14 protein-coding genes are annotated in these 13094 nt (G+C 56.5%); all 14 read right to left on the bottom strand.

Annotation, left to right across the window (positions count from 1 at the left end; translation table 11 throughout):
- Positions 1-129: 129 nt before the first annotated feature.
- Positions 130-921, bottom strand: a complete 792-nt coding sequence (gene cpoB, locus ABVR31_RS13240) for a cell division protein CpoB (protein WP_058757869.1) — start codon at positions 919-921, stop codon at positions 130-132.
- A gap of 9 nt (positions 922-930) precedes the next feature.
- Positions 931-1449 carry a peptidoglycan-associated lipoprotein Pal gene (gene pal, locus ABVR31_RS13245; protein WP_021508527.1) on the bottom strand — a complete coding sequence of 173 codons (519 nt, stop codon included), beginning with the start codon at positions 1447-1449 and terminating at the stop codon, positions 931-933.
- A gap of 64 nt (positions 1450-1513) precedes the next feature.
- The gene (gene tolB, locus ABVR31_RS13250) at positions 1514-2809 is read right to left on the bottom strand and encodes a Tol-Pal system beta propeller repeat protein TolB (protein ID WP_021508528.1); all 1296 of its coding nucleotides are present in this window, start codon (positions 2807-2809) and stop codon (positions 1514-1516) included.
- A gap of 116 nt (positions 2810-2925) precedes the next feature.
- Positions 2926-4185 carry a cell envelope integrity protein TolA gene (gene tolA, locus ABVR31_RS13255; RefSeq protein ID WP_021508529.1) on the bottom strand — a complete coding sequence of 420 codons (1260 nt, stop codon included), beginning with the start codon at positions 4183-4185 and terminating at the stop codon, positions 2926-2928.
- Between the two features lie 25 nt (positions 4186-4210).
- Complete coding sequence (gene tolR / locus ABVR31_RS13260; RefSeq protein WP_021508530.1) at positions 4211-4639, bottom strand: colicin uptake protein TolR; 429 nt, start codon at positions 4637-4639, stop codon at positions 4211-4213.
- 13 nt (positions 4640-4652) lie between these two features.
- Complete coding sequence (tolQ, locus tag ABVR31_RS13265; protein WP_010616001.1) at positions 4653-5339, bottom strand: Tol-Pal system protein TolQ; 687 nt, start codon at positions 5337-5339, stop codon at positions 4653-4655.
- The gene (gene ybgC, locus ABVR31_RS13270) at positions 5336-5758 is read right to left on the bottom strand and encodes a tol-pal system-associated acyl-CoA thioesterase (RefSeq protein ID WP_168714917.1); all 423 of its coding nucleotides are present in this window, start codon (positions 5756-5758) and stop codon (positions 5336-5338) included. Before ybgC ends, tolQ begins: the two co-directional genes overlap by 4 nt.
- Before the next feature lie 177 nt (positions 5759-5935).
- Entirely contained in the window at positions 5936-6229 is a 294-nt protein-coding gene (gene ybgE, locus ABVR31_RS13275) for a cyd operon protein YbgE (RefSeq protein WP_058757871.1), read from the bottom strand.
- Positions 6229-6342, bottom strand: coding sequence for a cytochrome bd-I oxidase subunit CydX (cydX, locus tag ABVR31_RS13280; protein WP_010615998.1), 114 nt, complete (start codon positions 6340-6342; stop codon positions 6229-6231). Before cydX ends, ybgE begins: the two co-directional genes overlap by 1 nt.
- A gap of 15 nt (positions 6343-6357) precedes the next feature.
- On the bottom strand, positions 6358-7497 hold the full coding sequence (gene cydB / locus ABVR31_RS13285; RefSeq protein ID WP_021508533.1) for a cytochrome d ubiquinol oxidase subunit II: 1140 nt from the start codon (positions 7495-7497) through the stop codon (positions 6358-6360).
- Positions 7498-7508: 11 nt separating this feature from the next.
- Entirely contained in the window at positions 7509-9080 is a 1572-nt protein-coding gene (cydA, locus tag ABVR31_RS13290; RefSeq protein WP_058757874.1) for a cytochrome ubiquinol oxidase subunit I, read from the bottom strand.
- Between the two features lie 676 nt (positions 9081-9756).
- A complete protein-coding gene (gene sucD, locus ABVR31_RS13295; RefSeq protein ID WP_021508535.1) occupies positions 9757-10632 on the bottom strand; it encodes a succinate--CoA ligase subunit alpha in 876 nt (291 codons plus the stop codon).
- A complete protein-coding gene (gene sucC, locus ABVR31_RS13300; RefSeq protein ID WP_006118458.1) occupies positions 10632-11798 on the bottom strand; it encodes an ADP-forming succinate--CoA ligase subunit beta in 1167 nt (388 codons plus the stop codon). Before sucC ends, sucD begins: the two co-directional genes overlap by 1 nt.
- A gap of 70 nt (positions 11799-11868) precedes the next feature.
- A complete protein-coding gene (odhB, locus tag ABVR31_RS13305; protein WP_021508536.1) occupies positions 11869-13083 on the bottom strand; it encodes a 2-oxoglutarate dehydrogenase complex dihydrolipoyllysine-residue succinyltransferase in 1215 nt (404 codons plus the stop codon).
- Between the last annotated feature and the right edge of the window lie 11 nt (positions 13084-13094).

The raw sequence follows: 13094 nt of genomic DNA on the forward strand, positions 1-13094 counted from the left end.
GGCAACGGCGGCATATATTACTGATTTAGCGGGAGGGCGCAACCCTTATTTCCCGTTAAATGTCTCAACTGCTTACCTTTCATGCGGCAAGACCAGAAATCAGACGAAATCCGGTCTTAACTGCAGCAATTACATTGCAGCGAGCCGTTTTTGTGCCTGCTTAGCAGACTCAGAGTTAGGGAACTGTTTGATCACCTGCTGGTAGACCGCTTTCGCTTTCGCTGTATCGTTCTTCTCCTGCATGATCACCCCAACCTTAAACAGCGCTTCCGCCGCTTTTGGCGATTTCGGGTAGTTTTTAACTACAGTGGCAAAATAGTAGGCCGCATCGTCCTTTTTGCCTTTGTTGTAAAACAACTGACCCAGCCAGTAATTGGCATTCGGCTGATAGGTGGAGTCCGGATACTTCTTCACCCACGCCTGCAGCGCAGTAATCGCCTGGTCGTACTGTTTCTTCTCAAGAATCAGCGCGACGGCAGCATTGTAATCGGTGTTGGCATCGCCGGTTTGTGCGGGTGCAGCGGCAGCCGTGTTGCTGCTCCCCGCATCAGCGTTTCCCGCTGCGGCACCGGCTGCTGCATCCGCACCACCGCTGGCCTGCGCACCATTACTGCTGCTCAGACTGTCGATCTGCTGATAAAGCTGCTTCTGCCGCTCAATCACCTGATTAAGCTGATAACTGTTCTGCTGGATCTGCCCGCGCAGCGAATCGATATCGCTTTGGTTATCACTCATCTGCTGCTGCAACTGCTGCAGAAGCTGAGCCTGGGCATTGGAGATACGTTCAAGAGTGGTGACACGGTCTTCGACCGAGCCTGAGCCAACGCTACTGATTGACGCCTGGGCATTAGCGGCCCAGGGGGCCGCTACGCCAACCAGTAACGACAGACTCAACAGATGAAGTCTGAAGTTACTAATCATGTGATTCTCTTAGTAAACCAGTACGGCACGACGGTTTTTAGCGTAAGCCGCTTCGTCGTGGCCCAGTACAGCAGGTTTCTCTTTACCGTAAGATACGATAGACATCTGGTCAGCAGACACGCCTTTACCCTGCAGGTACATTTTAACGGCGTTAGCACGACGCTCGCCCAGGGCGATGTTGTACTCTGGGGTGCCGCGCTCATCCGCGTGACCTTCGATGGTCACTTTGTAAGATGGGTTGCTGCGCAGGAAAGCAGCGTGCTGATCCAGCATCTGAGCGTATTCAGACTGCACGTCATACTTGTCCAGACCGAAGTAAACGATGTTGTTCTGCTGCAGCTGCTGCATCTGCAGACGCGCCTGCTCGTCAGAAGACATGTTGCCGTTCTGGCCAGCGCCAGCGCCGTATGCACCGTCAGCACCCATACCGGTCTGATCGTTGTTGTTGTTTTTGTGAGAGCTACATGCAGCTACCGCGATAACCGGCAGAGCCAGCATCAAACCCTTCAGCACTTTGTTCAGTTGCATTTCTTTATCCTATTATTTTGTTTGCCATACATTTTACTCCCCCGCCAGGCGAGGGAGCGATGCATCACAGATACGGCGACCAGGCAGGGAATTTGACCTGTCCATCAGTTGCCGGAAGACGCGCTTTGAAACGCCCATCGGTTGAAACCAACTGCAACACGGAACCCATCCCCTGAGTAGAGCTATAGATTACCATCGTGCCGTTAGGAGCCAGACTTGGCGTCTCATCCAGGAACGTGTCCGTTATTGTCTGAACGGCTCCCGTTTCCAGATCCTGTTTGGCGACGTGCTGCGCGCCACCGGCGCTGCTGATCATCACCATCGTTTTACCGTCAGATGACACATCCGCATCCTGGTTCTGAGCCCCTTCCCAGGTAATGCGCTGTGGCGTTCCGCCGTTAACGTTAACTTTGTAAATCTGTGGCGCACCGGCCTGATCCGAAGTGTAAGCCAGCGTCTGGCTGTCCGGGAACCAGGTAGGTTCAGTGCTGTTGTAGCGGCCATCGGTCACCTGACGCGTCTGACCGGAGGCCAGATCCATCACGTACAGGTTCAGGCTACCGGTTTTCGACAGGGCGAAGGCCAGCTTAGAGCCGTCCGGCGAGAAGGCCGGCGCACCGTTGTGACGCGGATAAGAAGCCACCTGACGGATAGCACCGTTGGCCAGCGTCTGCACCACCAGCGCCGATTTACCGCTTTCAAAGGTCACGTAAGCCACTTTGCTGCCGTCTGGCGACCAGGCCGGTGACATCAGCGGCTGTGGCGAACGGTGTACCACAAACTGGTTGTAACCATCGTAGTCAGACACGCGCAGCTCGTACGGGAACTGACCGCCGTTGGTCTGCACCACATAGGCGATACGGGTACGGAACGCGCCTTTGATACCGGTCAGCTTCTCAAACACTTCATCGCTGGCGGTATGTGCGGCATAGCGCAGCCATTGTTTGGTGACTTTGTAGGAGTTCTGCGCCAGCACGGTACCCGGTGCGCCACCGGTATCCACCAGCTGATATGCCACCTGGTAGCTGCCATCGGCGTTCGGCGTAACCTGCCCGACGACCACGGCATCAATACCCAGTGCGCTCCACGCGGCAGGCTGAACTTCCTGTGCGCTGGTCGGCTGCTGTGGCAGACGAGAGCGATCCAGCGGGTTGAATTTACCGCTGTTACGTAAGTCTGCTGCGACGATGCCACCAATATCTTCAGGTGCAGCGCCCGGACCGGCCCACTGGAACGGCACCACACCAATTGGGCGTGCGGTATTAACGCCCTGCGTAATTTCAATGCGTACTTCCGCGTGCAGCATCGCTGCCCACAGCAGTACAAAAAAACCTAAGGTTACACGAAGTGCCTGCTTCATCTTATCTCCCTTATCTGAACCTGAGTTCATGATAATTCGCACAGTTCCTGAAAAAACACGAGTACTCATAGAGTACGGCAAGCTAACCTTAGTTCAACCTGCCGTACGTTACTGCATTATTCTGGTTTGAAACGCATCGGTGCGTTTTTAAACACTTCATATACGGCCTGCGAAGGCGGCTTCGGAATGCGTGCCTGCTTCGCTGCGGTAATCGCCGCCTGACACAGCGCCGGATCGCCGCCTTCAGCTTTCACGTCAATCAGCAAACCATCCGGTGCCAGTTTAATCCGCAGATCGCAGCTTTTACCGCGATACAGATCGGCATCATAGAAACGGCTCTGAATCGCACTGGTGATCTGACCCAGATACGCATTCACCTCAGCACCTGAGGCACCGGCCTTCTTCTGATTGCCCTGACCTGCCGCCGCGCCACCACCGGAAGCGGCGCCGCTTTTCGGCGCATTCTTACCGGAAGAGAGACCGCCTAACAGATCATCCACATCGCTCTCGTTCTTCGCCGCTTCGGCAGCCGCTTTCTTCTTCGCATCGGCCGCCGCTTTAGCTTTCGCCGCCGCATCCGCTTTGGCTTTGGCTGCTGCCTCAGCTTTCGCTTTGGCTTCGGCGGCCGCTTTCTCTTTCGCGGCTTCCGCAGCTTTCTCTTTGGCTTCCTGTGCAGCTTTGGCTTTCGCATCTGCCGCGGCCTGAGCTTTGGCTTCTGCCTCAGCTTTGGCTTTGGCTTCAGCTGCGGCTTTCGCCTGCTGCGCGGCTTTCTCTTTCGCCGCTTCGGCTGCGGCGGCTTTGGCCTGCTCTTCCGCTTTCTTCTTCGCGTCGGCTGCGGCCTGCTTCGCCTGCTCTTCCGCTTTGGCTTTCGCGTCCGCTGCGGCCTTCGCCTGAGCATCGGCCTGCGCTTTGGCATCGGCTTTGGCTTTCGCTGCGGCCGCTTCTGCGGCTTTCTGCTGCTCCTGCGCCTGCTTCGCTGCTGCTTCAGCCGCCTTCTGCTGCTCTGCCTGCTGCTTCGCCTGCTCTTTGGCTTCCTGCTGCGCCTGCAGACGCTCTTTTTCCAGCTCTTTCAGCCGCTGCTGTTCAGCGGCCTGCTTCTGCTGCAACTCTTCCGCCTGCTGCTGTGCCTGCTTCTGGCGCTGCTGCTCGGCGCGCTGACTGTCACTCTGCTGATTCTGCTGACGGTTATACTGCTCAACCACCGCGCCAGGATCGACCATCACCGCGTCGATATCACTGCCGCCACCGCCGCCGCTGGCTTCGATATGTTCGTTAAACGAGCTCCAAATCAGCAGGGCGATCAGCACGATGTGCAGAATCACCGAAATGATTATCGCGCGTTTTAACTTCTCGTTCTGCTCGGTTGCCTTCGACACTCTCGGTTCCCAAAAACGGTTCGCGTTAAATCGGCTGCGTCATCAAACCGACGGATTTCACGCCAGCCTGATGCAACAGGTTCAGCGCCTTGATGATTTCGTCGTAAGGCACATCTTTCGCCCCACCAATCAGGAAGACCGTCTTCGGATTGGCTTCAATACGGCGCTGCGCTTCGCTCACCACCTGCTCCGGCGGCAGCTGCGTCATACGATCGTGATCCACCACCAGGCTGTACTGCCCTACTCCGGCCACTTCCACGATCACCGGCGGATTATCGTCGCTGGAAACGGTTTTCGAATCGGTTGCGTCCGGCAGGTCCACTTCCACGCTCTGCGTAATAATCGGCGCGGTTGCCATAAAGATGAGCAGCAACACCAGCAGCACGTCCAGCAGCGGAACAATGTTGATTTCCGACTTAAGGTCGCGACGCCCGCGACCACGGGTTCTGGCCATCGTTTACCTCGACTTACTTGCTGTTGTCGGTAGAGAAAGCCTGACGATGCAGGATGGCCGTGAACTCTTCCATAAAGTTGTCGTAGCCCTGCTCCAGCTTGTTCACGCGCTGGTTCAGACGGTTATACGCCATAACGGCAGGAATGGCCGCGAACAGACCGATTGCGGTAGCGATCAGCGCTTCGGCGATACCGGGCGCAACCATTTGCAGTGTGGCCTGTTTCACCGCACCCAGTGCGATAAAGGCATGCATGATCCCCCACACCGTACCAAACAGACCGATATACGGACTGATGGAACCGACGGTGCCAAGGAATGGGATGTGATTTTCCAGCGCTTCCAGTTCACGGTTCATCGAGATGCGCATGGCGCGACCGGCCCCTTCAACCACCGCTTCCGGCGCATGGCTGTTAGCGCGGTGCAGGCGGGCAAACTCTTTGAAGCCAGAGTAGAAAATCTGTTCGGACCCGCTCAGCTCGTCACGGCGCGCCTGGCTCTCCTGATAGAGACGCGACAGCTCGATACCGGACCAGAACTTGTCCTCGAACGCCTCGGCCTCACGCCCCGCCGCGTTAAGAATGCGGGTGCGCTGAATGATGATTGCCCAGGAGGCAATAGAAAAGCCGATCAAAATCAACATGATAAGTTTGACCAGAAGGCTTGCCTTCAGGAACAAATCAAGAACGTTCATGTCAGTCACTGCTTGAACTCCGCGACAATAGACTTGGGAAGCGCAATCGGCTTCATTAGATGTGGGTTGATGCAGGCAATCAGGACGTCTGCTTCATTGAGCACTTTGCCTTCAGCATTCACGATACGCTGCGAGAACGTCATGGTTGCGCGCGTCATTGCTGTCACTTCGCTCTGGATCTCCAGAAGGTCGTCGAGACGTGCCGCGGCAATAAAGTCCACCGTCATGCGCCGTACCACAAAAGCCACCTGCTCTTCCAACAGGGCCTGTTGATTGAAATGGTGCTGGCGCAACATCTCGGTACGTGCTCGTTCATAAAAAGCAAGATAGCTGGCGTGGTAAACCACACCACCGGCGTCAGTGTCTTCGTAATAGACCCGAACCGGCCAGCGAAACAGCGTTGTACTCACTCTACATCCCGGTCTCATTTTAAACGTTGCTACTATACGCAAGTGAGATCGGCTTGGGAATGGTCCGCCAGAGCCAGGAGAAAATAATTATCAGACGTTAACAACTGGAAGGATTTTTGGGAGATTTCCTGACCAACCGCTGACAAAAACTCACGTCAGCAGCGGTAAAACAGCCCTTGCGGGCTGAGACAGAACTTAATGGTAGAACCAGTAAATTCCCAGCGCCAGCACGATCAGCGCCGGCAGCGGGGCAAACAGTGCCTGCCAGCGGGCACGCTGTAGCCGGAAACCGGTGCCGTGAATCACGCCGCTGCACACCGCCCAGATTAACAATAATCCGTGCCAGATAGCGAGCTCACTGGTGCGTGCGGCAAAGCGCGCCGGCTGCCAGATGACGCATCCGGCCAGCCACAGCGCCAGAATCAGTGAAAGGGCCCGTAGCGGGCCCTTATCCATCAGACGATACAGCGTCTGTATCAGGCTGCGCATCAGAGCTTGTCGTCCTGCGCGCCGCCCTCTTCCACATGCTCGATCGCCAGTGCCGTGACCACGCCAAACGCACAGGCCAGCAAGGTGCCAAGAATCCAGGCAAAATACCACATGCTTAATCTCCTCAATCAGTACAGGGAGTGCGTATTGCGCTCAATGTGTTCTTTGGTGATGCGGCCATACATCTTGTAGTAACACCAGCTGGTGTAAGCCAGAATAATCGGCACAAAGATGATGGCTGCCACGGTCATGATCTGTAGCGTCAGCAGGCTGGAGGTCGCGTCCCACATGGTCAGGCTGGTGCCCGGCACGGTGCTGGATGGCATGATGAACGGGAACAGCGCAATGCCCGCCGTCATAATGACGCACGCCAGCGTTAGCGAAGAGAAGATAAACGCCCATGCGCCCTTCTCCATGCGCGAACACAGGATGGTCAGCAGCGGCAGCAGCGCGCCGAGCAGCGGGAACAGCCACAGCACCGGCATCTGTTCAAAATTGACCAGCCAGGCGCCGGCTTCACGCACCACGTCTTTACCCAGCGGGTTAGACGCCGCGTGATGATCGATTGCGCTTTTCAGCACATAACCATCAATGCCGTACTTCACCCACACGCCGGCCAGTACAAAGCCCACCAGCATCACCAGCGCACTGATTTGCGCCGCGGTGCGGGAACGCAGGTGTAGTTCGCCGCTGGTGCGCATCTGCAGGTAAGTCGCGCCCTGGGCCAGAATCATCGCGACGCTGATCACTCCAGCCAGCAGGCCAAACGGATTAAGCAGCTGGAAGAAATTACCGGTGTAGAACAGGCGCAGGTACTCATCAGCATGGAACGGCACGCCCTGCAGCAGGTTACCGAACGCCACGCCAATCACCAGCGGCGGCACAAAGCTGCCAATGAAGATGCCCCAGTCCCAGGCACCGCGCCAGCGCATATCTTCAATCTTCGACCGGTAATCAAAGCCGACCGGACGGAAGAACAGTGAGGCCAGCACCAGAATCATCGCCACGTAAAAACCGGAGAACGCGGCGGCATAGACCATTGGCCAGGCGGCGAACAGCGCCCCGCCGGCAGTGATCAGCCAGACCTGGTTACCGTCCCAGTGCGGCGCGATGCTGTTAATCATGATGCGACGCTCGGTATCGGTGCGACCGAGGATGCGGGTCAGCATTCCCACGCCCATATCGAAGCCGTCGGTGACGGCAAAACCGATCAGCAGAATGCCAATCAGCAGCCACCAGACAAAACGCAACACTTCATAGTCAAACATGGTCGCTCTCCTTATCCGCGCGCCGGTTGAGTCACAGCCTGCACTGTTTCATGGTGATAGCGGCCGGTTTTCAGGCTGCTTGGACCAAGGCGGGCAAATTTGAACATCAGATACATTTCCGCCACCAGGAACACGGTATACAGGCCGCAGATCAGGATCATCGAGAACAGCAGATCGCCGACGGTCAGCGACGAGTTGGCCACAGCGGTTGGCAGCACCTCACCAATCGCCCACGGCTGACGGCCATATTCAGCGACAAACCAGCCAGCTTCGACGGCAATCCACGGCAGTGGAATACCGTACAGCGCCGCTTTCAGCAGCCAGCGATTCTTACCGATGCGGTTACGAATCACGCTCCAGAACGACAGCGCAATGATGCCCAGCAGCAGCACGCCACACAGCACCATGATGCGGAAGGCAAAATAGAGCGGTGCCACGCGCGGAATGGAATCCTGCGTTGCCTGCTGGATTTGCGCTTCCGTGGCGTTCGCCACGTCCGGGGTATAACGCTTGAGCAGCAGACCGTAGCCGAGATCCTGTTTATGCGTCTCAAACTCACTGCGCACCGCCGGATCTTTACTGCCGGCACGCAGCTCGTTCAGCAGCGCATAGGCTTTCATACCGTTACGGATGCGCACTTCATGCTGCGCCAGCAGATCTTTCAGGCCGGTGACCGGCGTATCGACAGAACGGGTGGCGATCAGGCCGAGCAGATACGGGATCTGGATGGCGTACTTGTTCTCCTGCGTCGCCTGATCCGGCACGCCAAACAGCGTAAAGGCCGCTGGCGCCGGCTGGGTTTCCCATTCGGCTTCGATAGCGGCCAGCTTGGTTTTCTGCACGTCGCCCATTTCATAGCCGGATTCGTCACCCAGCACGATGACCGACAGCACGGCAGCCATACCGAAGCTGGCAGCGATCGCAAAGGAGCGTTTAGCAAACGCGATGTCGCGCCCTTTCAGCAGATACCAGGCGCTGATGCCCAGAATGAACATCGCACCGGTGGTGTAACCCGCGGCCACGGTATGCACAAATTTCACCTGCGCCACCGGGTTCAGCACCAGCTCGGAGAAGCTCACCATCTCCATACGCATGGTTTCGAAATTGAATTCGGAAGCGATCGGGTTCTGCATCCAGCCGTTCGCCACCAGGATCCACAGCGCGGACATGTTCGAGCCGAGTGCCACCAGCCAGGTCACCGCAAGGTGCTGCACTTTACCGAGGCGATCCCAGCCGAAGAAGAACAGGCCGACAAAGGTGGATTCAAGGAAGAACGCCATCAGGCCTTCGATGGCCAGCGGCGCACCGAAGATATCGCCGACGTAGTGGGAGTAATAAGACCAGTTGGTACCGAACTGAAATTCCATGGTCAGGCCGGTGGCCACACCCAGCGCAAAGTTGATACCAAACAACTTGCCCCAGAATTTGGTCATATCTTTATAAATCTGTTTTCCCGACAGGACATAGACCGTTTCCATGATCGCCAGTAAAAACGCCATACCCAGCGTTAATGGCACGAACAGGAAATGGTACATCGCCGTCAGGGCAAACTGTAAACGCGACAGCTCGACAATATCTAACATGATGACTCCTTGCTCCTCGCATGAACTCATCCTGCGATTAACAACCACAAACAGCGGGCAGTGCGATGCAGAATAAGGTCAGGAACGACTGATTATTGATTCCAGTTTTGTTACCGACAGCACAATGCGTACTGCGGCCCGAAGTGAGCGAGTAACAGTGGTGAAAATTCCCCGAAAAACCGATCGCTTCAGCCTGTTTCGAGCAGGAGTAAGATGAGGAGGCGACAGAATTGATATGACAACGCCTGGCACAAACTCCTGAAAAATGATGAAAAAGACTGAATTGATGCAGCGCAATTTATACCGGTTGGGTTGCTTTTAGCCAGCGGTAAAGTTTGCTATATATCGCCTTTTATTGATCTGGATTAAGACAATAATTTTCCAGATATGTAGTGTTAGAGTTGTTGTTAATTAGTTGTCATAAATCGATAGCGCAATTAAGAAAACAATTACCTTTCCCGTAATTATTTAACCTCTGTGCCAGCCAGATGCCTGGACGCTGACGGGAAAAAGCACGCCTCTTTGCCCTTCTTTACTCAACGACAAAGTAAGCATAGCCGCAGAAAATGTTGCCGTTACGTTTTTACTGCAAATGTGTGAGGACGGCTAATGGCCGTGCATTACAGCCATAAAAAAAGCCACCCGCAGGTGGCTTTGTTCTTTCAGCAGCAAAATGTTATTTCGCTGGCAGTACCGCTTTCACCGCGTCGCCGATATCGGCCAGGCTGCGAACGGTTTTCACACCGGCCGCTTCCAGCGCAGCAAATTTCTCATCGGCGGTGCCTTTACCACCGGCAATGATGGCGCCGGCGTGGCCCATACGCTTGCCTTTCGGCGCCGTTACGCCGGCGATGTAGCCGACGACAGGCTTGGTCACGTGCTCTTTGATGAACGCCGCGGCCTCTTCTTCAGCGCTGCCGCCGATCTCACCGATCATCACGATCGCTTCGGTCTGCGGATCGTCCTGGAACATTTTCAGGATGTCGATGAAGTTGGAGCCTGGGATCGGGTCACCGCCGATGCCCACACAGGTGGACTGGCCGTAGCCGATGTCAGTGGTCTGCTTAACCGCTTCATAGGTCAGCGTACCGGAACGTGACACGATACCGACGCGGCCTGGCTGGTGAATGTGGCCCGGCATGATACCGATCTTACATTCGCCAGGGGTGATCACACCCGGGCAGTTCGGGCCGATCATGCGCACGCCTGCTTCGTCCAGCTTCACTTTCACCGTCAGCATATCCAGCGTCGGGATGCCTTCGGTGATGGTGATGATCAGTTTGATGCCCGCGTCGATCGCTTCCAGGATACCGTCTTTGCAGAACGGTGCCGGCACGTAGATCACGGTAGCGGTGGCGCCTGTCGCTTCTACTGCTTCACGCACGGTGTTAAACACCGGCAGACCGAGATGGGTGGTGCCGCCTTTACCTGGCGTCACACCGCCAACCAGCTGCGTACCATAGGCCAGCGCCTGCTCAGAGTGGAACGTTCCCTGGCCACCGGTGAAACCCTGGCAAATGACTTTGGTGTTTTTGTCGATCAGAATGGACATTATTTACCCTCCGCAGCAGCGACAACACGCTGTGCTGCGTCTGTCAGGCTGGTTGCTGCAATGATGTTAAGACCGCTGTCCGCCAGTTTCTTCGCGCCCAGCTCGGCGTTGTTACCTTCCAGACGTACCACGACCGGTACGTTGACACCCACTTCAGCCACAGCACCGATGATGCCGTCTGCGATCAGGTCGCAGCGCACGATACCGCCGAAGATGTTAACGAATACCGCTTTCACAGCATCGTCAGACAGGATGATTTTGAAGGCTTCGGTAACGCGCTCTTTGGTTGCGCCGCCGCCAACATCAAGGAAGTTTGCAGGCTGACCACCGTGGTGTTTCACGATGTCCATGGTGCCCATCGCCAGACCAGCGCCGTTGACCATACAGCCAATATTGCCTTCCAGCGCGACGTAGTTCAGTTCCCACTGCGTCGCGTGGGCTTCACGTGGGTCTTCCTGGCTTGGGTCGCGCATTTCACGCAGCTCTGGCTGACGGAACAGGGCATTGCCATCGGCACCCAGTTTGCCATCCAGACAGATCAGGTCGCCCTGTTTGGTGATCACCAGCGGGTTGATCTCAACCATCGCCAGGTCGCGCTCCAGGAACATGGTCGCCAGACCCATGAAGATTTTGGTGAACTGGCTGACCTGCTTGCCGGTCAGGCCCAGTTTGAATGCCAGCTCGCGGCCCTGGTATGGCTGCGGGCCGGTCAGCGGATCCAGCGCCATTTTGTGGATCAGGTGCGGGGTTTCTTCCGCCACTTTCTCGATTTCCACGCCGCCTTCGGTTGACGCCATGAAGATCACGCGACGGGTAGCACGGTCAACCACCGCACCCAGATACAGCTCCTGGTCGATGTCGGTCGCCGCTTCAACCAGGATCTGGTTTACCGGCTGACCATTGGCGTCAGTCTGGTAGGTCACCAGACGTTTGCCCAGCCAGTTTTCAGCGAAAGCACGAATGTCTTCTTTACTGTTAACCACCTTCACACCGCCCGCTTTACCGCGGCCACCGGCATGAACCTGACATTTCACCACCCACGGACCCGCGCCAATTTTCGAGGCGGCTTCTTCGGCTTCACGTGGCGTGGTGCAGGCGTAGCCAGTCGGTGCTGGCATACCATACCGTGCAAACAGCTGTTTCGCCTGGTATTCGTGTAAGTTCATGATGTTCTATCCATTCAGATCTAAACAGGGTTAATTTGGGCGCGCCTCGTGCCAGCGCGCCCGGCGAAAATCAGACATCCAGCAGCAGACGCGCCGGATCTTCCAGCAGCTCTTTCACCGCGACCAGATAGCCGACAGATTCACGACCATCGATCAGACGGTGATCGTAGGAGAGCGCCAGATACATCATTGGCAGCACCACCACCTGACCATTCACCGCCATTGGGCGATCTTTGATGGCGTGCATCCCCAGAATCGCGCTCTGCGGCGGGTTGATGATCGGCGTAGACATCAGCGAACCGAACACACCACCGTTGGTGATGGTGAAGTTACCGCCGGTCAGTTCTTCCACCGTCAGCTTGCCGTCACGGCCTTTCACCGCCAGCTCTTTAATTTTCTTCTCGATGTCGGCCATGCTCAGCGCATCAACGTCTTTCAGCACTGGCGTCACCAGACCACGCGGCGTTGAGACCGCGATGCTGACATCGAAATAGTTGTGGTACACCACATCGTCGCCGTCGATCGACGCGTTGACTTCCGGGAAGCGTTTCAGCGCTTCGACCACCGCTTTGATGTAGAAGGACATAAAGCCCAGACGCACGCCGTGACGCTTCTCGAAGGCATCGCCGTACTGCTTGCGCAGATCCATGATCGGCTTCATGTTGACTTCGTTGAAGGTGGTCAGCATCGCGGTGCTGTTTTTCGCTTCCAGCAGACGCTCGGCCACGCGCTTGCGCAGACGGGTCATTGGCACGCGCTTCTCGCTGCGGTTGGCGACTGCCTGCGGAGCCGCATCGGCTGCCGGTGCCGCTTTCGCGCCGTCGGCTTTCTTCGCCAGATGTTTTTCCACATCTTCGCGCGTCAGACGGCCGCCAACACCGGTGCCTTTAATCTGGCTGGCGTCGAGGTTGTTTTCCGCAATCAGGCGGCGCACGGCCGGGCTGAGCGCGTCATTGCTCTCTTCTTCCAGAGATGCAGTCTGACGCTGTGCAGGCGTAGACTCCTTGCTTTCCACTTTCGCCGTGGTCTCTTTCCCGCCGCTGTTGCCTTCCTTCAGACGGCCCAGAATCTGGCGCGATGTTACGGTGGCGCCTTCGTCTTCCAGCACCGCTTCCAGCACACCGTCAGCGGCGGCAGGCACTTCCAGTACCACTTTGTCAGTTTCGATCTCGACCAGCACTTCGTCGCGGGTCACAGAGTCGCCGGGTTTTTTATGCCAGGTTGCTACCGTGGCGTCCGCTACGGATTCAGGCAAATCGGGAACGAGAATTTCTACGCTACTCATTTTCTTTCCTT

Origin of the sequence: Pantoea sp. WEP, from assembly GCF_041678305.1 — a bacterium.
Classification (GTDB): Bacteria; Pseudomonadota; Gammaproteobacteria; order Enterobacterales; family Enterobacteriaceae; genus Pantoea; species Pantoea dispersa.